The organism is Kitasatospora sp. NPDC056446 (genome assembly GCF_042796115.1).
Taxonomy (GTDB): domain Bacteria; phylum Actinomycetota; class Actinomycetes; order Streptomycetales; family Streptomycetaceae; genus Kitasatospora.
Genome location: NZ_JBHTRF010000030.1, coordinates 62,991 through 85,024, shown reverse-complemented (window position 1 = coordinate 85,024; position 22,034 = coordinate 62,991). Strand labels below are relative to the sequence as shown.

The following is a 22,034-nucleotide window of genomic DNA, read 5'->3' as shown; positions in this document are numbered from 1 at the left end:
GGTGGTCTGCCGCACCAAGCCCAATGCCTCCGTCGGCGTCTCAGCGTGTTTTGCGGATGGCGTCGGTGGCGGCTTGGGCGATGGCGGCGGGGGCGCTGGAGGGTCGGGGCAGGTGGAGCAGAGTGGTCCCCGGCAGGTGTAGGGAGTTCGGGCTGAGGGTGAGCTGGAGTACGGCGCAGCCGGCGGTGGTGAGGCGGTTGATGCGGGTGACCGCCTCGGCGGTTTCGTCCGGGGTGTACTGGGCGTCAGTCACGACCACAAGGAGGCGGCCGGTGCCGGGGCGGCTGAGGTCGAGGCCGTGGTCGAGCGCGTCGAGGGCGTCGCCCAAGTTGTGGCTGGCACCGTTGGCGGCGAACTGGGTCACGCGATCCGGTGCCCGGTGGGTGGGGCGGGTCAGCGCCGTCAGGTCGTAGTCGTACGCGACGGTGGCGGTGCGGGAGTCGGGGCCGGTCAGGGCTGCCGCGCGGGCCACGATCCAGGCAGCGGACGCGACGGGCCCGCAGGCGGCCCTCATGGAGCCGGAGACGTCCACCGCGATGCCCACCCGCAGCGGCGGGGTGGGTGAGTTGCGGCGGCGGGTGGCGGTGAACGGCTCTGCTGTGGGCACTGACCCGCTCGCGCGCTGGGCGTCGCGGGCCAGGGCCTGGCGGACGTTGAGGCGGCCGGGCGGGGTGGGGCTGGTGGTCCTCTCCTCGCTGCGCTCTCGAAAGGCCGCGGCTCGCAGTGCGCGGCTCAGGCGCGCGGCGGCGGTCTGTTCGGCGGCGGTGGGCTTGCGGGTGCCGGTGACCGGGCTCTCGGAGGGCCTCGGCGTGCCGTTGGGGCTGACGGTGGTGCCGCTCGGGTTGAAGACGGACCGGGCGGTGGCGGCGGCTTTGCGTCGCTGGCCGGCCTGGTGGGCGCGGCCCTGAGCCTGGGCCTTGGAACGTGCGGCCAGGGCGTCGGTCGCGGCGGCCTGTGCTGCGGCGTCGGCGGCGTCGTTGGCGTCCATGCTGTCCATGACGACCCCTGCGGCGTCGGACAGCAGATCGGTGAGGCCCTGCGGCAGGGGCAGAGAAGGGGAGACGGTGTCCAGGGCGTCGCACCACGCTTTGCCGTGCGCGAGCATGGTGGCGCCGTCGTGGTCGGCGGTTCGTTGGGCCGCGGTCCAGATGCCGGTGAGGGTGGCTAGCAGCTCGTCGCCCAGGACCTGTTCGCACAGGTCGGCGACGGCCCGGGTCTCGCCAGCGTCGAGGATGCCGGCGTCCCGGCGGCCGAGGATGAGGGCCGCCACGCTGGCCGCGTGCCTGATGCCCTGGACACTGGGGTTGGCGATGTCGGGCATGACCAGGGTCCGGGCGCTGGTGCGCAGGAACGTGCGGTCGGTGGGCCGCCTGATCAGGTGGGTGCCCTCGACCCGGCTCTCCTCCAGCAGGAGCGCGGCCTCGACGACGCGGGGATCCGCGCCAGTCGGCTCCACCCATACGGAGTGGGCCGAGTGGGCGGCCTCGTGGACGAACACTCCCCAGGCGGCGGGATAGCGCTCCTCATCGCCCACGATCCGCGGGTGGATCTCGTGCGGCTGGAGGGCGCCGAACAGGTCGGAGTCGAACTCGATCTCGCCGCCACGGGGGTAGTAAGCGGCCGGGGCGCCGCTGCGGGTGCCGGGGCGACAGGTGACGAGCAGATCCTGACGGCCGGACAGCGCGACCAGCCGGTCGCCGAGTTCGGCTCCCACGCGCAGCCACGCGGCCGGGGAGGAGGAGGGCTGCGCGGGCGGGGCGCCGTCGTCGTCCCAGCGCGCGAGGTCGGCGTCGTCGTCGGGCGTAGTGACGGGGGGCAGGACGTGGTGGTGGGCGCTCATCGCTGGCCCCGGCGTGCGGAGTTGGTGCCGCCCGGGGGCTGCTGGGCGGCCGTGGCGGTGGTGGCGGGGAGCTGCCGGCCGAGGGTGAGGGGTTTGACGTTCTTGATACCGGCGATCTTGCTGACGGCGGCGGCGACGACGTCGCGGTCCTCCAGGGGAGCGATCCCGATCAGGTTCGCCCACGCGGCCGGGCTGCCGAGAACGGCCTCGGTCCGCTGGAAGGCGAGCAGCTCACGCAGCTGGGGGGCCCAGCCCAGCTCACCCAGTTCGACCTGACCGGCTAGGTGCCGGGCGACGCGGACCACCCGGGCATCGACCCGTAGGGCCTGGGCGAGGTCATAATCTGTCCCGACCTGGATCTGCACGCTGAACCGGGACGCCAGCGCCTCCGTCAGGATCGCCCCGTGGACGCCGGGATTGTGGCCCGCGACCACAAAGAAGCCGGGCTGGGCCGTGATGGTCTCGCCCCGGTGGGCCTTGACCTGGATCTGGCGGCGCCCGTCCATCGCCGGATACATCGCCGACAGGACCTTGGGCGAGATCAGGGTGGCATCGTCGATCAGCAGGGCGCGGCCCTCGGTCATCGCGGTGACCAGCGGACCGTGCTGCCAGACGTAGCCCCCGCTGTCGTCCAGCGTGTAATCGCCGATCAGGTCGCCGACCGTGGTGTCGCCATCGCCCGCGACGGTGAGCAGATCGGGGAACGCGGCCTCCACTAGGGACGTCTTGCCGGTGCCCGGGGGACCGTAGAGCAGCACCGGCACGTCGGCGGCACGCAGCCGCGCCAGTGCCTCGACGTCGGGCAGGGAGGCCAGCTCCCGGGGATGGTAGAGCTGGCCGCCCGCGCGGCGGATCGGACCGACCTGCCTGGGCGTCTTCGGTGCGGGCGGGGCCGTGCGGGCCGTGGCCGCCTGGGCCCGGGGAGAGTGCGTGCCCGGTGGACTGATCACCACGACCGCCGCGGCGGAGGCGGTCTTCCCGTTCGCGCGGAACTGCCTTCCGGAGCCGAGCCGGTCGGCCTCTCCGCGCTGGACCAGGGTGTTGACCGCTTGCTGGACAGCACCGTGGGAGTGACCCAATGCCTTGGAGATCTCTCCGATGGTGAGCGGGTCCGCCGGCCGATCGGCCAGCAACTTGGCCACCTTGGCGCGCAGTTCGCCGGGCCTGGCGTGTGCTGGTTTGACAGGCTGTGCGGGTGTGGTCAAAGCGAGGAACCTCCAACGGGTTCGTGGGCGGGCGGGGTTGGCAACGTGCTGGGATGGCGGGGCCGCTCTCGGAGCGAATCAAGGGCGGGACGTTCACCGGGACCGTGGGGGCGAGGCCGGCCCGCTCACGGGGTCTGCCTGGGCCAGTTCGCCCGGAACCCGGGCCCCGGCTGGGCCGGGCGGTGCGGGCGTCTCGGCGTGGGAGGTCTTGTCGCGGGTCTGTACGGGTGTGCCTGGCAGGGGCGTACCGTGGTCGCTCAGCGGCCGGCCGAGTGCTCGGTCCAGGAGCACGGGGTGGCCGACGGCGAGCAGCTCGCTGGCTGCCGAGCAGGCCCGAGCGTCTGGTCCGTGCTGGGTTCCGTCGCTGCGCAGGAGCAGCCAGGAGTCTCCTCGAAGCCGGCTCGGAGCAGGATCCGCAGTGCGGCGGCGTTGTAGCCGGTGGTGGTGATCTCGCCGGTGGCGGTGCGCCGGATCGGCACGAACTGCTGGGCTGTGCGCTCTGCGGGCGCCCCCGCCTCGTGGACGGGCGAGGGCCCCTGGGCGGAGTCGAGAGGATGCGAGGTCAGGACTTCTCCGTGGTGTTCGGTTCGGGGCTTTGAGGGCATGGGCGGCCGGTGCCAGCCGTGTTCCAGGGGGCGGGACTCGACGGTCAGCGGGCGCGGCGCTGCTGCGGCAGCGTCCGCGGTGCAGCCGAGGCCGGCTGCGGGGCTGCCCGTGGGCGCCTGGCCATGGTGCGTGTGCGAGCCGCCTCCGCACGGCGGCTCTCCGCCGGAGTGGTGAACAGCTCGTCGCTCGCGTAGCGGAACGCGCCGGCGGCGTCCTCCAGCAGCTCGGCCTGGATCCGCTGGGGCGCCCGGGCGGCGTCGGCCAGGATCTCGGGGATGCGTGCGTCCAGCAGGCCGGCCTCGCGGGGCAGCCCGTACGCGGAGGCGACGGCATGGCGGGCGGTCGCCTCGATCGTGGCGGACCACGCCGTGGGCAGGTTCGGGCCCTCGGGCACGATGCCGCAGACCGTCGGTCCCAGGTTGGCGAGGGCCCGCGGCAGGGTGGCCTCGTCGTCGATGGCGGCCATGAGGGCCACCTCAAGGGCCGTGTACGACGCGGCCCCCAAGCGGGAGAAGAGGTGTCCGTTGTGCAGCCAGGCGACTGCCTGCTGCTGCGGGCCGGGGGTGGGGGCGGGCAACTCCGGTAGCTCGATGACCAATTCGTCGGGGCCGGCGGTCGTGGCGAGGGCCCGCCAGAAGCAGGCCAGCCGCGCGGTGCCCTTGAGAGTGTCGGCATTGGCCAAGGCGGTCAGCACGGCGGGGTCGAGCGGGTTCTGCGGACGCGGGTACACCTGTTGGGCGAGGCGGAAGCTGGCGTCGGCGAGGGCCAAGCAGCCCCTGGACGGCTCCAGCGTCCGGCTCGCGGCGACCAGCAGGTCGGCGACCGGGGCGCTGCTCAGGCCCTCGTAGGCGGCGTTCAGCAGGCGGCGGCTGTCCAGGAGTGCGGGTTGTGGGGAGTCGGTCATGGTCTTCTCTGAGTGATGAGTTCAGCGCCGCTGGCTGGGGGCGGGGGCGCTGCCCAGGGTGCTTGTGGTGGCGGCGGTGCCGGGCTCCGCACTCGAGCGGGGCAGCTGGGTGCCATGGGCGAGGGCCGCAGTGCGCCGTTGGGCCGGAGCAGTGAGGGCCTCGGCACTCACCGGGGTGACGACGGCGACCTTCCGGTCGGTCGCGTCAAGGTGGAGGCCGGTGGTGCTGCGCAGCAGGGGCTCCGGGGAGGCGAGGTCGCGGCAGAGTGCGGCGGCGAGGCGGGAGGGGGTGTTCGCGCTGATCTCCGCCATCCAGTACCCGCGGGCCCGGTAGCAGCTGATCCGGGCGGCGGGCTTTCCGCGCAGGTCGTGGAGGGCGCTCGGGACGTCGCAGTGGGCGTTGACGTAGCCGTCGGGCGAGCGGAAGGAGACGGAGCCGCGGGGCTCGACGATGCTCTGCCACCCCGCCTCGGCGAGGGGCAGGAGACCGAGGGCCAGGACGCCGGCCTGGAAGGGCTGACGGGAGTCCGACCCGGCTTCGTCCAGGATGGCGAGCGCCTCGTCGACTACGCCGGCGATCAGCTCGGGTGGGGCGAGGTCGCCGCTGGTGATGCGCCAGGCGACGCTCGCTCCCCGGTGCTGGGCACCCCAGACCCGCCAGGCGGCGCTCTGCCGCGTCGGGGTGTCGGTGCCGTCGGGCCAGGCGACGCCGAGCCTGCCGCACGGGCTGGTCATCGAGGTCGTGCCCAACGTCCAGCCCTGGGAGGTGAGATGGTCCTTGATCTGTTCGGCACCGCCACGGCCGGGTCCGGCGTAGTGGCGGGGGGTTACGGTGACCAGCTCCGGTTCGGGGCTGAGGGCCGGTTCGACGGCGGTTCGGTCGGGGGTGGTCGGCAGCGGGTTCTCCAGGTCGGTCGGGGGCGCCAGCTGGGGGCGCCATCGCGGCAGGGTGGCGACGGCGGCGGGTTCGATCGTGACGCGGGCCAGGTGATGGGCGGGGATCTCGCTGCGGCGGCGCAGCGCCGAGTCCGAGGCCAGCGTCACCGCGGCCGTGCGCAGGAACGCCTCGGGCGCCCACGGCGAGGCGATGACCTGCCACGCCAGGTCGGAGCTGGTGTTGCCCAGGCTGAAGGCGAGTGTGCGCTCCGGGTGGGAGGGCACCAGGAGGGTGGCCGCGCCGGGCGAGTGGATGAAAGTGCGCCACGGCCCCTGCTTGATCGTCCATCCGGCGTCGGAGAGGATCCGCGCGATGTCGTCTCCGGCCCTGCGGTCGGTCAGGACGGTGGCCGGGTCGCTGTGGAGCCGGCCGGCGGCGTCCAGGACGAGGCCATGGGTGAGTTCGTAGGGCGTCCTGGGGCTGAACCAGGCACACCAGAGCTCCGTGGCGTCCTGCTCCCCGCTGTCGTAAGCGGAGAGCTTCCAGTGGTTCTGGAGGATGAGGCGGCCGAGGGGGAAGTCGCCGCGCTCCAGGGCCATGCGGCGGCAGGGGCTGACGAGCAGGGGTTCTTCGGGGGTGCTGTCCGGATCGTGCTCCCACCCGTACGCGGTGATGAGGTGGTCGCCCAGGTCGCTGGGCGCGGTGCCGGTGCCGGCCAGCTCCAAGGGGCGGACGGCGACCAGTTCGTCGGTGTCGGTGGGCAGGTCGGTCTCCAAGAACAAGGAAGGGGTGGGCGGAACGGCGCCGCGCCGGCCGGGGCTCCGTCGGCGGTCACCGCCGTGAGGCACCAGCGGTCGCGGGGTGAGCGGCGGCCGGGTTGCCGGCGGGCGCGCTGGTGCTCGTGGTGGACAGGCTGGGCAGCGAGCGGGTGATGGCGGCGGCCCGGCGGCCGGTAGCGGTAGTGAGGGACTGCGCGGTGACCGGGGTGACGACGACGACCTCCCGGTCGGTGGCGTCCAGGCGCAGGTGATCGGGATTGCGGATCAGGGGCCCGGGGTCGGCGGCGTCGCGGCATAGAGCGGCGGCCAGCCGGGAGGGGGTGTTCGCGCTGATCTCGACCTCCCAGAATCCGAGCACCCGTCGGCAGGAGATGCGGGCGGCCGGTCGGCCGCGGAGTTCGTACAGGGCGTCCGGGGGGCCGCAGCGGGCGCTGAGGAGTCCGTCGGGCGACTCGAAGGTGGCGGCGCCCTTGGGGGTGACCTCGCTGGTCCAGCCCGCGGCTGCCAGCGGGAGGAACCCCAGCGCTAGGACGCCCGACTCGAACGGTGTCCGGCTGGCCTTGTCGGCTTCGTCCAGCATCACGGTCGCCTCGCCGATCAGACCTTCGACGATCTCCTGGGGGACCAAGCGCCAGCCGGTGACCCGCCAGGCGACGCCCGCGCCGCGGTGCTGGGTGCCCCAGACCCGCCACGGTGCGTACGTCCGCTCGCGTCCCCAGCCGCGCGGCTTGTCCGACTCGGTGGGCCAGGCGACGCTCAGCCGGCCGCACGCGCTGGTGAGGACGCCCTCTGCACTGGCCCATCCCTCGGCCTCGAGGCGGTGCCGAAGCCGGTCGACGGCGTTGACGCTGGGCCCGGCGTAGTGGCGAGGGGTGACCGCGACCAACGCCGGAGGCGGGCTGGGCCGTTCAGCACCGGCCTCGTCCGAACCGGCGGACGCGAGCGTGCCTTCGGCGGCGAGGCCGGGCAGCAGCGTCGTCCAGCGTGGCGGGAGGGCGGTGCTGGCCGGCGCGGTCGAGACCCGCTCGCGGTGGTGGGCGGGGATCTCGCCGTGGCTGCGCACCGCCGAGTCCTCGACCAGGGCTGTCGCGGCGACGCGCAGCAGCACCTCCGGTGTCCGGGGCGACATGGAGATCGACCAGGCCAGTTCGGAACTGGTGTTGTTCATGCTGAACGACAGGGCCCGCTCGGGAAGTTCGAAGGTGTGGGCCGCGCCGGTGTTGCCGGTGGGGGTGATCATGCGAACGCCGGGGAGAGGGTGTTCGATCTCCTGCCAGCCGGCATCGGCGAGCAGCTCTCCCGCGTCGTCGGCCACGTCCCGGCGCACCAGGACGCTGTCGGGCTCGCTGCCCAGGCGCCGGGCGGTCTCCAGTACGAAGCCGTAAGTGAGTTCGTGCGGTGTCTGAGGGCTGAAGCACGCCCACCACAGCCACTCTGCGGACGGGGACTCGCGGGCGGTGAGCATCCAGTTGTCGGCCAGCAGGAGGTTGCCGGACAGGAAGTCGCCGTGCTGCAGCCGCAGCCGTCCGCAGGGGCTCTCCAACTGCGGGTTCTCGCCGTCGGAGACCACTCGCCACTGGTACTCGGCAGCGAGGTGGCGCAGAAGGTCGAACGGCGCCGTGCCGGGGCCGGCGAGTTCCAGCGGGCGGACGGCGACCAGGTCGTCGGTGTCGGGATCGGCAGGCAGCGAGGTCTCCAGGAGCGAGAGGGGCGGGGTCAGGACGGGCGGCGCCGCGGAGCCGGCACGGACGCGCTGCTGCCGGTGCGCGGCCGGTCGGACAGCGGCAACGCGGTGGACACCGGCCGGGCCGCGGTGCTCCGGGCGCGAGCCGCACCGGACCGTCCGGTGCGCGGCGGACGTTCGGCGAGCGTCTGGGTGGTCAGCAGGTTCCGGTGCCGCGCCGGGAGCTGCCCGGCCCGGCGGACGACCGGGGCCAGAAGGGCGGCGGTCGCGGCGGTCAGCAGCGGCTCGGGGGCGGTCGCGCCGAACCGCACCGTCCACGTGCCCTTCTCGGCGGCGCCGGTCAGCATCACCTCGCTGCCGGGTGCCTGCAGCGGGAAGGAGAGGGCTGCGTGGCGGTCGGGCGCGGAGACCAGCTCGTAGCCGTCCCGCTGGTGGCCGGACCAGCCGGCCGCGAGCAGCGCCGCGCGGGCGTGGTGACCGACGAGGCGGCCCGTACCGGCGAAGAGGTCCGGGGCGTGGCGGATGCCGGCGGCGGCCTCGTCGAGCAGGGCCCGGGTGATCTCGGCCGGCACCTGGTGGCAGAAGCCGACCGACCAGCCGATCCCGTTCAGGGACAGAGGGGTCGGGCCTGGTCCGTTGGAGAGGGCGATGCCGCTGGTATCGCTCACGAGGACGACGTGGGTGGGCGAGTTGTAGGGGCGGAACCAGCCGTGCTCGGCGGTGAGGAGCGACGGCAGGTCCACCTCGCCGGGCCCGGCGAGGTGGGCGGGCCGGACGGAGAGGAGCGGGTCGGCGGAGACAGGGGAAGCAGTGGGCACAAATCTCGTTCGGTCAGGGGGCCGGGACTCGGCCTCGGCCCGCAATCGGGGTGGCTGGACGCAGGGGACCAGCGGAGTAGACGACGGCCGGCGAGGTGCCTGCCGACACGCTCGTCCGGGCGGTGGCCGCGTGGACCCGGCGGCGCCCGTCGTCGGAAGGCGGTCCGGGATGGACCCCGCGCTCCTCGGCCAGCAGCAGGGCGTAGTCGAGCCGGGGCAGGAGTCGGCGGCGGACCGTCTCGGCCGCCCGGGCCGGTGACCTGCTGACGGTGAGACCAAACGGCGTCAGGTCCTCCACCGCGGCGGGGTCCGTGCCGGCCGGGACCAGCGGCGCGATCAGGTAGCGGCCTGTGCGGAAGGGACGGGGGACCACGACCAACTCCCGGCCCTGGCCGTCACGCAGCATCCCGAGACGGTCGTTGACGAACTCCAGCAGGGCCCAGTGGGTGATCCCGAGGTCCCAGACCCGCTCGTACACCTCGGTCAGGGCCGCCGACGGCGCACGTCCGCCAGCTCCGGCCGTCAGGTACCTGGAAGTCGGCCGACCACCGCTTCGGTGAACGCCTCCAGGACGCGGTCGTCCCTCACCGCAGCCGCCCCCGCTCCACGGTGGTAGTCCGCAACGGGCCGACCGGATCGGGCAGCGCGGCACGGGAGGCCGGTGCGGCGCCCGAGCGGGCGGCGTCGGCGCGGCCGGTGCCCGGCGAGACGACCTGCAGGAACGGCAGATGCGTCTCGGGCAGTGACCGGCGGGCCCGTATCACCGGGGCCGGGTCGACGGCGGTCAGAGCCGCAGCGGTGACCAGGTACGACGGTGTACCGCTGGTGAAGTCGGCAGACCAGGCGCAGAACCGGTCGTCGATGCCCGTAGTGAGTGTCCAGGAGGGAGGGGCCTGGCCCTCCAGCTCCTCGTAGCGGCCGAACTCGGCGGAGTTGTGCTGGAGTTTGACCTTCGGGTCCGGCGCGCTGAACACGGTCCACACGCCGGCGGTGAGACTCGTCCAGCCGCGCTGGTCCAGCTGGAAGGGTGAGGTGTACTCGGTGCCAGCCATCGCGTTGTTGCCGGTCTCGGCGACGAGCCGGGTCACCTCGCCGATGACCTCGGCCGGCGTCTTGTAGCTGAAGGTGGCCCTCCAGGTGGGCATGCCCAGCGGGCCAGCCAGCGCGGTGATCTGCCAGGCGTCCCGGGTCCGCTCGGGAAGGTACGTGACGCGGACGGTCTGGCAGTCGCTCTCCCACAGCCGTCCGCTCCGGATGGCCACGGACCTCCAGCCGGCCTGGCCCGTCAGGGATGCCACCGCCCGCTCGACCGTGCCGGGCCCGGCCAGGTACAGCGGACTCACGGCGACCGCCGCATCCAAGCCGTCGCCATCGGCGAGGAGTTCGACGGCGGTCGGCAGCGCTGTACGGGCTTCGGCAGCGCTCCGGCCGACCTCGGCCTGCTCGGCGAGAGCCCGGGCGACCACCCGATGCGGCAGGTCGTCAGTGGCGCGGACGACCGGGCTGCTGTCGGCGACGGCGCCGTTCACCGCGGCGATCAGGTGCAGCGGCGTACACGAGCTGAAGGCAGCACTCCAGCCCACGTCCGGATCGCTCGGGGAGATGCGCCAGGAGAAGCCGCGCTGCACGTCGGCCGCCAGCTCGACCGCCGGGTCGACGAGCGGTGCGACGTCGTACTCGACCGCGCCGTCGCCCGACCTGGTCAGCCAGTGGCCGTCGGAGCGGGACGTCGGCCAACCTGCCTCGGAGAGAGCCTCATTGGCGTCTGCGAGCGTTCCCTCCAGCGACACGAAGGTACCCGTGCTGTCGTCGACCCCGTCGTAGTGGAGGGAGTCGGCCAGCTGGCCGAGGAACGCCTCGATGATCTCCGGCGGGGTGGCCCGGCTGAATCCGCCGCGCCAGGCGGGGACGGCGAACGGGTCCAGGGCCGCGGCGACCTGCCACGCCTGCTCCTGGTCGGGCCGGTATCCGACGCGGATGCGGTGGCACGGGCTGGTGGCGATCATCTCGGTGAGGTACGGACCGATGGCCGTGACTCGCCACCGTGACCCGCGTAGGGGTGCGAAGGCGGTGGCGACGGACTCCCGGTCGCCGGGGCCGGCGAGGTAGCGGGGGCGGACCAGGGTCTCGACGTCGGGATCGTGGTGCGGCAGGTAGGTGTCGGGCAAGGGCCAGAGCTCCAGAGTGGGGTGAGGGCGGCCTCAGCGGCCTTGGGGGCGGCGGGTGTTGGGGGAGGTTGACGGCGGCGCCGGGGCCTGTGCGGGTGAGGGCTGGATCGGTGCGGCGCGAAGCCGGGCCGCTTGGGCGCGGGCGGCGGCCGGAAGGGGCGTGGCGGTGTCCCGGGTCCACTCGTACGCGGCGTCGAGGTTGTCGAACTGCCCGCGGCGAACCGTGTAGGCGGGGCTCCTCTCGTCGGGCAGCCGCCAGAAGAAGACCTGCGCCGGGCTGGGAGGCTGCTCGTTGTCGGTGGCGATCACCCAGGTCTCGTACGGCGGTTCGTGGCGGCTGAAGGAGCCGTGGATCTCGAACCGCTCGCCGCTGCCGCGCAGGAAGTCCTCCAGCTGTCCGGTCTCGGTATCCAGCGGGTCGCTCCAGCCCTCCGGCTCCAAGACCTTGGCCGGGTCCGCTCCGCGGCCCACCAGCCAGTTCTGCGCGAACGGGATCAGCGCGTGCGACGTCATGGTGGCCCGGACGGTGCGGGTGTCCGGGTCGCGGTCGAAGTGGGCGGCGACGATCTGCGGCGCCCCGGGCCGCTCGTTGTAGGCGGCGTACGAGTCGAGCAGGAGGAAGTAGTCGTGCAGCCGCGCCCCTGGGCGGCGCAAGGTGTCCGACGCCCACTGCTTCGCGATGATCCACAGCGAACTCTCGTAGTCGAACAGCCGGTTGATGGTCCGGGCGGACTCGGGGTCGGTCGCGTCGAACTCGTCGAGGTCCAGTTCGTCGCGGGCGTCGTGGAAGGAGGCGATGTACAACAGGCGGTCTTTCTGATCGGGTCAGCCGGCGTCGGTTCGCCGGGTGTAGGTCGCGGCGGCGGCCCGTACCAGGGCCCGCTGCTGCTCGATCGGGAGGGCGTCGATTGTGGCGATCTTCGCCTTGATCGCCGGATCGAATATGCTGCTGCCGGTGTCGGCCAGACCGGCGGCGGTGAGGATCCGGCCGATCACCTCGGCCTCGATCAGCGCCTCGCAGCTGTCGTGCACCTCGCAGTAGATCCGGACGTGGGTGGTGACGCCGACCAGGGCTTCGGACAGCGGCCCGCGGTGGCCCAGCAGCAGGCCCAGAGCGGCCAGTACGTCTTCGGCGGCACAGTGCAGCAGATCGGTGTCCTGCGGGTGGGAGAGCCAGCGCACCCCCCTCATCTCGTACAGCTCCTGGGCCAGTTCAGGGTCGCCGGAGTGCTCGGCCTCGGCGGCCAGGCACGCGGCGATGCTCGCCTCGGTAGCGTCCAGGACGCCGACGACATGGTCGAGCATGGCCCGCAGCTCGCTCTCGTAGACGGGCAGCAGCGAGCCGGCGAGTTCGTCGGCGGCCGTCGCCGGGTCGGCGGGAACGACGACGGAGCTGAGCGGGGAGGTGCTGGTGTACACAGGCACGTCGAAGGCGATGAGGGGGCAGATCAGGAAGAACCGGCCCGCTTCGGCGGCGGGCAGCACCAGGAGCCGGCGTCCGTCGGGGCCGTCGAGCACGGCAATTTCCGCCATGGTGTCGCGGTCCAGCCCCAGCTCCTGGGCACGGGAGCGGTCCCACACGCGGTAGTAGAAGTGGTGGCGAAGCTCGGCGTCGCCGCGCAGGTCCAGCTCGGTGGCCTCCCACTGGTCCGGGAGCCGTTCGGCCAAGGCGTGCGCGAAGTCCACCAGGGGGTTCTGAGGACTGGTCATGATCGGATTCCTTCGGTGGACTTCTTCGTGGACAGGTGCTGCAGGACGCGGGGCAGGGTCATCGCGGAGTCGAGGCGACCGGCGGCGAAGTGCACGGTCTGCCCTCCGGCGCCGACGTCACCGGGGCGGGCCATGCTGTAGCCGGAGGCGGCGGCGTCCTCGCCGCGCCGGATGCGGACGATGACCCCGCGCTCGGCCAGCGCGGCGAAGTAGCCGTCGAGGTCGGCCGCCTCGGACAGCGCCAGCTGCATCTGCCGCTGCAGCCACACGCGGGAGGGCTCGCTCCAACCGTGCCGCTCCGCCTTGATGATCTCGGCGCTGGTCGGGTAGCTCGTGCTGGTCCGCTCGCCGATCCCGACACGGCGCAACCCCCACTCGGCCTCGATGGCCCGGCACTCGGCCTGCGCCCGCATCGCGTCGCGGTGCATGCCGGGCCGGGCGCCGGAGGGCAGGACGGTGACGGCGGCGAGGTGGATGTGGTGGACGGCGTGGCGCACCGCCACCCACCGGCAGCCGGGGCCCTCCTGCGGCTCGAGGCCGGTGGCGCGTACGACCCGGTGGGCCACCTGGGCCCACTGCTCGTCGCTGAGGAAGGGGTCCTCCGGTGCGGCGCGGACGGAGCAGTGCCACACCCGGTTCGGCGGCATCGCCCCCAGCTCGGCGGCGCGCAACTGGGCGTGCTGGTCGAGGCGGTCCGCGAGCCAGCCGACGCTCCCGCGCGGATGGCGTCCCGGGTCGGGGGCGCCGTGCAGGTCCCACGCGGCGATGAGGTGCGGGTCCTCGTGTTCCTCGCGCCGACCGGGGCCGTAGAGGTAGGCCAGCAGCGGGCGGATGCCGTTGCCCCGGGAGACGTCGGGGATCACGACGCCTCCAGCACGGTGTCCAGGACGGTGTACGTCCGCTCGGCGAGGACCGGCAGGATCGCGAGCGCAGCCTCCCGGCCCGGCCCGTCGCCCGAGCCGCGGACGGTGGCGACGGCGGCGTTCAGCTCGCCCGCCACGCGGTCGAGGGCTTCGACGAGCGGGCGTCGCGGATCGCGGTCGGGCCGGTGGAGCGGATCGCCGCACTGGGTGGCGGCCAGGGCGGCGTTGCCGATGAACCCGGCGATCGTGAGGCGCTCGGCGGCGGCGCGCTCGCCGATGGCGGCGATGGCGGCGGGGGTGAACCGCACCGTTGTCTGCACGCTGCGGCGCGCCGTCGTGCGCGGTCGTCGCTGCGGCCCGGCGGCGGCCGGCGACTGGGTGCTGTCGGGCGAGGCGATACGCGGTCCTTCCAGGGAGTGAGGGGGGGTCAGCGGCGTTGCGGTCGATTGGGGCGGCCCTCGGCCGTAGCGGGCACCGGAGCGGTGGGGGCCGACACGGTGACCGCGACCGAGCTGTGCGCCCCGGCGCCGGCGGCGCGGGCGCTGGGGGCACCGGTTAGCGGCGGCAGCGGATTCTCCGGATGCCCCAGCCGGTCGACCCAGCTCCGGGCGGCCTCGACGGTGGCGAAGCCGCCCTGGCGCAGGGTGTACGAGTGAGTCGCCGTGTCGACGTCCTCGTAGAAGACGCGGATCGGCTGCTGCCCCGGATCGGGCCGGACGTCGGTGGCGATGATCCAGGTCTTGTAGAAGTCCGGGCTGTCGTGGGTGTAGTCGTCCACGAGCCGGAAGCGGTCTCCCGACGCGGCCAGGAAGCCTTCCAGGCCCCGGGTGGCCTGGTCGGTGCTCATCGGGTCCTCGACCTCCACGGTGAGCTGCTCCGGGTCGGCGCCGCGGCCCGCAAGCCAGTTCTGCGCGAGAGAGGCGATGGGGTGGCGGCTGTAGTCGAAGCGGTATGTGCCGTCCCCGAGGTTGCGTTGGACGTGGATGGCCGCGTACTGGGCCAGGCCGGGGACGTCGTGCCAGGTCATGGTGCCGTCGTGCACGACATAGAAGCTGTCACGGAGGAGCTCGGCGTGCGGACTCGTCGCGTGCTGGACCGCCAGGGAGGTGTACATGTCCAGGCTGAGGCAGAGGTGGTCGAGCCTCGACTCGTCGTCGGCGGTGACGGGTCGGAGGTCGTCGACGTCGAAGCGGGTGTCTTCGAGGGTTTCGAGGGTGGTGATGGGCGGTGTCCTTCTCGCGTCAGCGGCAGTGGGAGGGGAATCCGGTGGTGGGCGGTGCGGCTGTTGCCGGCGGCGGGCCCGCTTCGGCAGCGATGTGGGGCGTGGTCCGGGTCCGGGCAGCCGCAGTTCGGGCGGCACTGGCCTGGTCTGTCTCGGCGTTGACGGCGTACTCGTACCGGTTGGCCAGGTCCTGCAGGTCCCGGCTGGCGAGAGCGAAGCGGGCCCCGAGGGTCTCCAGTTCGACACCGGTGAAGCGCAGGACGCCGTTGGTCTGGACGCCGGCGTGGTTTCCCCCGGCGACCTGCGCGAGCGTCTCGCCCGCCCGGGAGGCCGTCGCACGCAACTCCCGGTCGAGCGCGTCCACCTCGTACGACCGGAGCTCCAGCAGCGCGGCCAGAGCGTGCGCCGGCGAATCCTCGGGTTGCCTCGCGTGCAGGTCCAAGGCGTCCTCGACGCCGAACCGGACCTGGAGGAGCTGCAGGCCGGCGAACACCTGCCGCTGCCGCCGCGGTGACGCAGGCTCACGGCTGGACGCCGGGCCCGCCAGGATGAGGCGGATCCGTTGCACGTTGCCGAGCCACTGCTCGCCTCGCTCCCGGACGTACCAGCGGTCCACCTCGGCGTCGGCGTGGGCGAGAACGCGGTCGAGGGCGGCGACCGCCTTCGGCCGGAGGTCCGTCGGCAGAGGCGGGACCGGCTCGCGCGGACCGCTGTTGAGGTTGATGGCCTCTCCGCCCGGGCACTGTGAGGCGATGACGGCCGCGGCGGCGATGACCTCCTGGGCCATGTCGGTGTCGAGCGGGCCCTCCGGCATGCAGACCGCGACATCGAAGAGGCGGTGGAGCCACGGCGGCAGCTCGCTGTCGAAGAGGCTGTCGAAGCGTTCGGCGGTGCCGACGGCGGCGTCGTTGTGGAACGGGCCGGTGTCCCAGCTACCGATGGTTTCTCCTGAGTTGAGGTCTGAGGCGGGCCCGACGGGCGGGCCTGGAGTCGAGGGGCCGGTCAGCTTCGGGAGCGGGCAGTCGGCGAGGACACGGCGACGCTGACTGCGGGGGCCGCCTCCGGGGCGGTGGGCAGGGCGACCGGCCGGGTGCGGGCGGCGGCCGAGCGGGCGGTGGGCCGTTGCAGCGCCTCGTACCGGGTCTGCCCCTCGGGGGTGAGGGCCAGATTGTGGCCCTGGAACAGGTCCTTGCGGGCGTAGTGGTCCACCAGGCCCTTGCCGATCAGGGCATCGACGGTGGCGACCTTGACGTCGGCCCCGCCGGCCACGACCCTGACCGACCCGCGCACGCCCTTGAAGATGGTGACGGCGGACGAGCCGATCAGCCGCAACGCCTCCTCCTGCCGCGGCGGCAGCCGGCTGGCCGCTGGTGCCCTCTTCGCCGTCGATGCCGGGGCCGGGGGCGGGACGAAGGCGGGCAGCTCCTTGTAGATGCCGATCAGCGCGGTGAGCGAGCGGTGCAGTTCGGTGCGGCGGGTGACCAGGAGGTCGATGTCGAGAGCACTGTTGCGCAGGATGCCGTTGGTGACGGGCATGGTGGTGTCGTGGCCGGCCTCGATGCGCTGGAGGTCGTTGCGCAGAGAGGCGGCGAGAGCGACCAGCCGGGTCTGTACGTCGTCGAGCTTGACGGCGGTGGAGGCGACCTGGTCGGCGACCGCGCCGTGGAGGGTCGCTGTGCGGTGTCCGGGCAGGTCGCGGACCCGCTCGACCTGGAGCTCGGACCACACCGTCCGGCTGCCCAGGTCGGTGTTGCCGGGTTCCCGGGGCCTCCACGCGGCGATCGGGCGTCCGCTGTCCGCGCTCACGCCGCGGCCAGCTGCCGCGAGGTGATGATGGCGATGCCGGTGGCGACGGCCTCCTGGATGGTGTCCACCAGCGGGACGCCGGCCGTGGCCAGGCGCTTCGCGCTGTGCAGTCCTGCGGTGTGCAGCACCGGGACGGCCCCGACGGCGTGTGCGGCAACGGCATCGTCCACGCTGTCCCCGATCACCAGGGTGCGGGCCGGGTCCACCTCCGGCCCGAGGGCCTGGAGGTGCGTGATCATGGCGGGCGCCTTGCTCGGGACCGACGGCCCCGGCCGGCCGTCGACCCGCTCCAGCAGCCCGGTGATGCCGACCGACTCCACCTCGCGGACGAGCCGCTCGTGCGGCGCGAGCGACAGCAGGCTCTGACGTACGCCCCGGGCCCGCAGGCCCATCATCAGCTGCCGGGCACCCTGCTGGAGCCGGACCGGTCGCCGGGCGAGCTCGGCAAGGAACGCCTCGTCGGCGGAGTGCCACTCCTCGTCGCCGAGCCGGCGGCCGAGCAGGTCGCCGTAGAAACTGCGGATCGGCATCCGGTGCAGCGCCTGGTAGGTCTCCACACTGATCGGCTCGCCGCCCAAGCCGGGAACCGTGGCGTTGAGGGCGGCGACGTGGTCGCCTAGGTCGTTGCGAAGCGTCCCGTTCCAGTCCCAGACGATGGTGATCGGCGCGGGCTTGGCCGCCTTGGTGCGGTTGTGCAAGAAGTCCAGCTCCAAGAAGAAAAGGGGTGAGATCAGGGAAGGGTGAGCCGACGTCGCCCTATACCGAGGACGGCAGCGGCCACAGCCGCGCCCATCAAGGGAACGGCGGCCGTGGCGGCGTGGCCGGAGGTGGAGAGTTGGCCGGCGACGGCGGTGCCCGCGGCCTGCCCGAGACCGATCACCGCGATCAGCCAGGCGGCGGCCTCGGTGGCGGTGTCGCGGGGAGCCAGTGCGTCGCAGGCCACGAAGGCGGCGGCGAGCCACGGAGCGAGGAACAGCCCTGGCAGGACGCTTGCCGTGATCATCAGCCACGGCGGGGCGGGCAGCAGCAGGACGGCGAAGGCGGCGGCGTACGCGCCGCCGACTGCGGGCAGGGCCCGGTTGGGTGGCCACGGGCGCTTGAGCCGGGCCCACGCGGCGCCGCCGACGAGGCTGCCGAGCGACAGAGCGGCTGGGAGCACGCCGGCGAGCCACCCTTCGTGGTGCCGGTCGGCGTAGGACAGCGCCAGGACGGTGAACGAGCCGAGCGTCACCCCGAAGAACACCGAGGCCGCGAGCAGGACCAGCAGACCGGTCGAGCGCAGCGGACCGAGCCAGTGGACCGCGCGTGCTACGGACCGGAAGCGGGCCGGAGGGCGGGCGGCGACGGCCAGGGTACCCGCGCTGCAGGCCACCGCGCAGGCGACCAGCGCCAAGTCGGGCGATGCGAGCAGGCACACGGCGGTGGCCAGTAGCGGTCCGGCGACGAACACCACCTCCTGGGAGGCGGAGTCGAGGGCGAAAACCTTGTGGTGGTGGCGCGGTTCGACCAACCGGGTCCACATCGCCCTGAGCCCGGCCTCCAGCGGTGGCGTTGCCAGACCCGCGACGACCGACAGCACGCTGGCGGCCAGCGGCTGTGCGGCACAGTCCACGAAGGCCAGAGCGGTGAACGCTCCACCCGCGACCGCTGCGGCGGGCACGGCGACGGCGGCCAGGGTCGAGCGGTCGACCACCCGGCCGAGCAGCGGCTGACCCACCGCCCCGGCCACCGCGTACAAGGCAGCCAGGACGGCACCGAGCGCGGTGGAGGCGTGATCGGCCCGGGCCGCCAGGAGGATGGCGATCGGAGCCATCGCCGCCGGCAAGCGGCCCACCAGGGTGCCCACCAGCAGCGGAGCGACGTGCGGGGTCTGCAGAACGGACCGCTCCCGGGACCGGCCAGCACCTGCCGGAGGGACCGGCTGAGAGCTGCCACCGCCGGCAGGGGTGGACGTGCTGATCGTAGGAACGGAGGACGGGGAAGACGTGATCATGGACCTCGGGTGGGATCGGCAGCCCGGTCGGGCGGGGCTCGTCAGCGGCGGTGAGCCGAGGCGGCGACGAGCAGCGGAGCAGGCGGCTGCGGAGCCGGGGCGTGCGAGAAGGAGATGTGAAGGGTGATGGTGCGCAGGTCGGCCGCCGCCGCCCGGGCACTGACCGGCCGCTCGGCGCCCTGCGGCGAGGAGAACAGCTCGCCCTGCGCCGGGCTCTTCATGACGACCGCACTGGTGCCGGCAGCGGCCAGCGCGGTGCCGGGCCGGGCCGACGCGGCCGGGTGGTGAGCGGCGGAGGTCCAAGTCGACAGGTCGCTGTACACCCGGCCGATCGCCAGTCCCGCCTCGGTGGCGCTCCACCGGTAGACGCGGCGGGTGCCGCTGCGGGCCACGAGCCCGCGCTCCTCCAGAGAGAGCAGTCGCTGGTACGCCGCCGCTTTGTCACGGGCATTGAGCGAGGTGACCAGCTGCGGGTAGGCCATAGGGTCGCTGCCGGCCAGCTCGCTCAGCAGCGGGACGGCGTGGGAGCTGGCCAGCAGGCCCAGAACCTCCTCGATCATCTCGGGCGCCTGCTCGCCCGCCACACCCGGACGGGGGTAGCGCTGGGCCCAGGCAAGGGCGGAGGCGTGCACGGGCGCCAGCGCCTGGCCCTTCGCAGTCAGCGCGACGTCGAACCGGGACGCGCCGGTCGGGATCCGCGTGACGACACCGGCCCCGGCGAGCGCGCGGACGACCGAGTACGCGCTGCTCACCGGGATCATCGGGTCGGCCTCCAGGAGGTTGCCGCTGCTTGCCGTACCCTGCCGCAGCGCGTGGACGATCCGGGTGGCCCACCGGATGGAGAGGAGCTCGGCGGCCCGCTGGACGGCGCTGGTGGAGGACTGCGACGTGACGGGCGTGGGGGCGGTGGCGGTCGACACTGGTTGATCTCCGATTCAGGCGTGCGGTTGGGCAGTTGGGCGACGTCAGCGCGGGCGGGCGGGCGGTGAGAGGGCGACGGCTGGCGACACCCCGGCCGGTGCGGAGACCGAGGCGGCGGACTGGGCCGGGGAGGTCCGGGTGGAGGCGGCGAGGGCGGCCTGGAAGCGGGTCGGCATCCCGCGCTTCACCTCGTGGCTGGCGGCCTGCCGCAGGCGGCGGGCCGCGGTCTCGTAGACCGCGACCCCCCGGCGCTCGCCGACGGCGACCAGGTGGATGCCCTGCAGATGGCGAGGGTTGTGGGGTGCGCGGCGTTCCACGTAGACGAGCCGGTAGTCCAGCGCCTCGTCGAGGTAGAGCTTCCTGGCGCCGCGCAGGTCGCGCTCGCCTTGCTCTTCGAGGAAGGGGCCGCGGACCTCTGCGCGCACCAGCCGGCCGAGGTAGCTCAGGGCGAGCATCCGCACGTGCTGCGGTACGGACAGAAGGTCGTCCAGAGCCTCGGGGTGGGAGCTGAAGGCGGCGAGCGGCCGGGTGATCGTAGTCACCGCGCGGCCCTTCGAGCAGTGGTCGCCGCCGTGGCGGTGAGCGCGGGGGCGAGTTCCGCAGCGGCCGTCCGGCGCTGGCCGGACGAGGTGCGGGTGCGCGCGGCGTTGGCCTGCGGGCTGACCACGACGGCGACGTCTCCGTCGGCGACCGGAGGCAGCGACGTTCGCCGGTTCTCCAGCCACTGCTGGGCCTCCTGCGGCGAACTGAACGAGCCCTCGCGCAGCTTGTACCCGCGGTCCGGGTCGACGGTCTCCAGGTGCAGCAGGAAGGGTCGCTCGGCTCCGGCGGCGCTGCCGTCGCGCAGCATCGCCCAGGTCTCGCCGGGCTCGGCGCCGTGGTCGACGAGCCGGTAGCGGGAGCCGGACTCCAGCAGGCGGGCGGCGGCCGAGGCGCTGCGGGCGTCGGCCGGGGAGCCGGGGTGGCCGGACCGGTTGAGGAAGGCGTCGCTCTCCGCACCGCGCTGGACGAGCCACGCCGCGGCCAGGGCGAAGGTGGGCAAGTTCGCGGTGGCGAGGGTGAACGTCTCGCCGTCCTCGTCGTAGTGCAGGTGAGCGGTGACCGCGGCGTAGCCGGAGACGTCCTCGAAGAGGAGGAAGTCGTCGCTGCTGCCGTCGTGGTCGTGGTTGACCTCAGTCAGCAGCTCGTACGCATCCTCCGCGGCGAGGAACTGCACCTGGGCCTCGGCGGAGGCGGCGTCCGCGGGACGCCATCCGGGCAGGTTGAAGTCGGGCAAGGGTCGGCTCTTTCGGTCAGGTGAGGGGGCGGTCGGCAGGGGTGGTGTCGGTCAGCGCGGGGTGCGGCAGCACCCGGTGGCTGATGTGGCCACCGCTGCTGGTGCAAGCGGCGAACGGCCCGTCGGCGGACCGGAGCTTCATGAGCGCGGGTTCGAGGTGGTCGCGCTGCCAGGAGCTGGGGCCGGCCGCTCCCGATTCGGGGTCGAGGGCGGCCTGCCAGGACAGCCAGACGGCGTGCAGCCGGGCGACGGCCTCGGGGTGCTCCTTCCAGCGCGGGCACCAGGGCTTGCCGGCGGTGGTCTCGGGGCCGTAGATCTTGGTCCAGATCTCGTCTACCCATGGGGTCATCAACTCCAGTTCCTGGTCGTACTGCGGGTCGTCGAAGGCGAGGATGAACAGCGGCTCTGCGCCGCCGATGGCGTCCAGATCGTCGCCGTCCTCCGGGGGAAGGGCGGTGGTCATGCTGGCCAGCTGCTCGGCCTGCAGGTCGAATCCCGCCGCGAGAGCAGACAACTTCGCGGTCAGCACGTCGATCTGGGAGTTGTTGTAGCCGTCCGGCGCGGACGTGGGGTCGGGCTCGGGGGTGGTCAAAGGGGCGGGTGCCTCTCGTCGGCGGGTGATGACACGAGGATCTGCGCTCGGCGGCCCGACGTATCGGGCCGGACTTGGTGTATAAGCCCCCTCCGCTCACTGCCGCCCGCACCGGCGGGCGGCAGCGAGTAGATCGGCCACGCCGAGCAACTGCAAGGCAGAGCTGGCCTGTTGGGGAACAACACCGTTGCCCAGTGCGGTCAGCTGGGCGGAGCGAGACAGACCCGGAACGGCTGTGACGTGGCCCTCATCCACGCCCATGATCCACTCGACGAAGGCGGGGGCGAGCCGGCCCCGCTCGTCGGTCGGCTCCGGGGCGGGCCGGGTGACGCGCTCCCACCGGGCGATGGCCGGCCCGTACGGGCCCCACCGGTTCAGTCCGAGCTGTCCTGCTCCCAGATCGGCAGCACCACCGCCGACAGCGGCGACCGGAACCTCGCTCCGGGATTCCGTCCGGGTGTCCTGGTGTCCGAGGCCCTCGGCGTCGGCAGCAGCTGGGCCGCCGCCGACGGCAAGGTCAGATCGCCCTTGCTGCCACGGCTGTTGGGCCCGCCGTGCGTCCCGTCGGAGGCTTTCGGGGTCGGGAACAGCAGGTGCTCCACCTCGTCGCTCAAGTTCGGCCCGTGGCCGCCCTGGCGCCGCCTGTCCGGGTGCTGACTCCCGCCGATCACGCCCAAATTGCTGGTCGGGGTCTTCAGCAGGGTGACCGCATGCCCCAGGTCCTCCCGCTTCGCATCCGGCCCCTTCGCATCGCGGGCCTTCGGCGTCGG

The 22,034-nt window shown here is 73.4% G+C and carries 23 protein-coding genes; all 23 read right to left on the bottom strand.

Features of this window, described 5'->3' with window-relative positions; genetic code table 11:
- Window positions 1-40: 40 nt before the first annotated feature.
- Complete coding sequence (locus ACFQ6N_RS20430; protein WP_380650675.1) at window positions 41-1,840, bottom strand: hypothetical protein; 1,800 nt, start codon at window positions 1,838-1,840, stop codon at window positions 41-43.
- Window positions 1,837-2,982, bottom strand: a complete 1,146-nt coding sequence (locus ACFQ6N_RS20425; RefSeq protein ID WP_380650707.1) for an AAA family ATPase — start codon at window positions 2,980-2,982, stop codon at window positions 1,837-1,839. The genes ACFQ6N_RS20430 and ACFQ6N_RS20425 overlap by 4 nt, the downstream gene beginning before the upstream one ends.
- Window positions 2,983-3,302: 320 nt before the next feature.
- Window positions 3,303-3,524, bottom strand: a complete 222-nt coding sequence (locus ACFQ6N_RS20420) for a hypothetical protein (RefSeq protein WP_380650705.1) — start codon at window positions 3,522-3,524, stop codon at window positions 3,303-3,305.
- Window positions 3,525-3,694: 170 nt separating this feature from the next.
- Complete coding sequence (locus ACFQ6N_RS20415) at window positions 3,695-4,555, bottom strand: hypothetical protein (RefSeq protein WP_380650673.1); 861 nt, start codon at window positions 4,553-4,555, stop codon at window positions 3,695-3,697.
- A gap of 21 nt (window positions 4,556-4,576) precedes the next feature.
- Window positions 4,577-6,214 carry a DUF317 domain-containing protein gene (locus ACFQ6N_RS20410; RefSeq protein WP_380650671.1) on the bottom strand — a complete coding sequence of 546 codons (1,638 nt, stop codon included), beginning with the start codon at window positions 6,212-6,214 and terminating at the stop codon, window positions 4,577-4,579.
- Between the two features lie 49 nt (window positions 6,215-6,263).
- A complete protein-coding gene (locus ACFQ6N_RS20405; RefSeq protein ID WP_380650669.1) occupies window positions 6,264-7,781 on the bottom strand; it encodes a DUF317 domain-containing protein in 1,518 nt (505 codons plus the stop codon).
- A gap of 146 nt (window positions 7,782-7,927) precedes the next feature.
- Window positions 7,928-8,713 (bottom strand): hypothetical protein, encoded by a 786-nt coding sequence (locus tag ACFQ6N_RS20400; protein WP_380650667.1) that lies wholly within the window; start codon window positions 8,711-8,713, stop codon window positions 7,928-7,930.
- A gap of 13 nt (window positions 8,714-8,726) precedes the next feature.
- Complete coding sequence (locus ACFQ6N_RS20395) at window positions 8,727-9,191, bottom strand: hypothetical protein (RefSeq protein ID WP_380650665.1); 465 nt, start codon at window positions 9,189-9,191, stop codon at window positions 8,727-8,729.
- Between the two features lie 106 nt (window positions 9,192-9,297).
- Window positions 9,298-10,881 carry a DUF317 domain-containing protein gene (locus tag ACFQ6N_RS20390; RefSeq protein ID WP_380650663.1) on the bottom strand — a complete coding sequence of 528 codons (1,584 nt, stop codon included), beginning with the start codon at window positions 10,879-10,881 and terminating at the stop codon, window positions 9,298-9,300.
- A gap of 33 nt (window positions 10,882-10,914) precedes the next feature.
- On the bottom strand, window positions 10,915-11,685 hold the full coding sequence (locus tag ACFQ6N_RS20385; protein WP_380650661.1) for a hypothetical protein: 771 nt from the start codon (window positions 11,683-11,685) through the stop codon (window positions 10,915-10,917).
- A gap of 21 nt (window positions 11,686-11,706) precedes the next feature.
- Window positions 11,707-12,591 carry a hypothetical protein gene (locus ACFQ6N_RS20380; protein ID WP_380650659.1) on the bottom strand — a complete coding sequence of 295 codons (885 nt, stop codon included), beginning with the start codon at window positions 12,589-12,591 and terminating at the stop codon, window positions 11,707-11,709.
- Window positions 12,588-13,454 carry a hypothetical protein gene (locus ACFQ6N_RS20375; protein WP_380650657.1) on the bottom strand — a complete coding sequence of 289 codons (867 nt, stop codon included), beginning with the start codon at window positions 13,452-13,454 and terminating at the stop codon, window positions 12,588-12,590. The genes ACFQ6N_RS20380 and ACFQ6N_RS20375 overlap by 4 nt, the downstream gene beginning before the upstream one ends.
- Window positions 13,451-13,774, bottom strand: a complete 324-nt coding sequence (locus ACFQ6N_RS20370; protein ID WP_380650655.1) for a hypothetical protein — start codon at window positions 13,772-13,774, stop codon at window positions 13,451-13,453. Before ACFQ6N_RS20370 ends, ACFQ6N_RS20375 begins: the two co-directional genes overlap by 4 nt.
- 107 nt (window positions 13,775-13,881) lie before the next feature.
- Entirely contained in the window at window positions 13,882-14,568 is a 687-nt protein-coding gene (locus tag ACFQ6N_RS20365; RefSeq protein WP_380650653.1) for a hypothetical protein, read from the bottom strand.
- 127 nt (window positions 14,569-14,695) lie between these two features.
- Window positions 14,696-15,616 carry a DUF4259 domain-containing protein gene (locus tag ACFQ6N_RS20360; RefSeq protein ID WP_380650703.1) on the bottom strand — a complete coding sequence of 307 codons (921 nt, stop codon included), beginning with the start codon at window positions 15,614-15,616 and terminating at the stop codon, window positions 14,696-14,698.
- A gap of 62 nt (window positions 15,617-15,678) precedes the next feature.
- Entirely contained in the window at window positions 15,679-16,482 is an 804-nt protein-coding gene (locus tag ACFQ6N_RS20355; RefSeq protein ID WP_380650651.1) for a hypothetical protein, read from the bottom strand.
- Entirely contained in the window at window positions 16,479-17,195 is a 717-nt protein-coding gene (locus ACFQ6N_RS20350) for an HAD family hydrolase (RefSeq protein WP_380650649.1), read from the bottom strand. The genes ACFQ6N_RS20355 and ACFQ6N_RS20350 overlap by 4 nt, the downstream gene beginning before the upstream one ends.
- Window positions 17,196-17,212: 17 nt before the next feature.
- Window positions 17,213-18,475 carry an MFS transporter gene (locus ACFQ6N_RS20345; protein WP_380650647.1) on the bottom strand — a complete coding sequence of 421 codons (1,263 nt, stop codon included), beginning with the start codon at window positions 18,473-18,475 and terminating at the stop codon, window positions 17,213-17,215.
- A gap of 41 nt (window positions 18,476-18,516) precedes the next feature.
- Window positions 18,517-19,395, bottom strand: a complete 879-nt coding sequence (locus ACFQ6N_RS20340) for a winged helix-turn-helix transcriptional regulator (protein WP_380650645.1) — start codon at window positions 19,393-19,395, stop codon at window positions 18,517-18,519.
- 45 nt (window positions 19,396-19,440) lie between these two features.
- On the bottom strand, window positions 19,441-19,938 hold the full coding sequence (locus ACFQ6N_RS20335; protein ID WP_380650643.1) for a hypothetical protein: 498 nt from the start codon (window positions 19,936-19,938) through the stop codon (window positions 19,441-19,443).
- Complete coding sequence (locus tag ACFQ6N_RS20330; protein WP_380650641.1) at window positions 19,935-20,672, bottom strand: hypothetical protein; 738 nt, start codon at window positions 20,670-20,672, stop codon at window positions 19,935-19,937. Before ACFQ6N_RS20330 ends, ACFQ6N_RS20335 begins: the two co-directional genes overlap by 4 nt.
- 16 nt (window positions 20,673-20,688) lie before the next feature.
- A complete protein-coding gene (locus ACFQ6N_RS20325) occupies window positions 20,689-21,264 on the bottom strand; it encodes a DUF4913 domain-containing protein (protein ID WP_380650639.1) in 576 nt (191 codons plus the stop codon).
- A 374-nt stretch (window positions 21,265-21,638) separates the two neighbouring features.
- Window positions 21,639-21,878, bottom strand: coding sequence for a hypothetical protein (locus ACFQ6N_RS20320; protein WP_380650637.1), 240 nt, complete (start codon window positions 21,876-21,878; stop codon window positions 21,639-21,641).
- Window positions 21,879-22,034 lie beyond the last annotated feature (156 nt).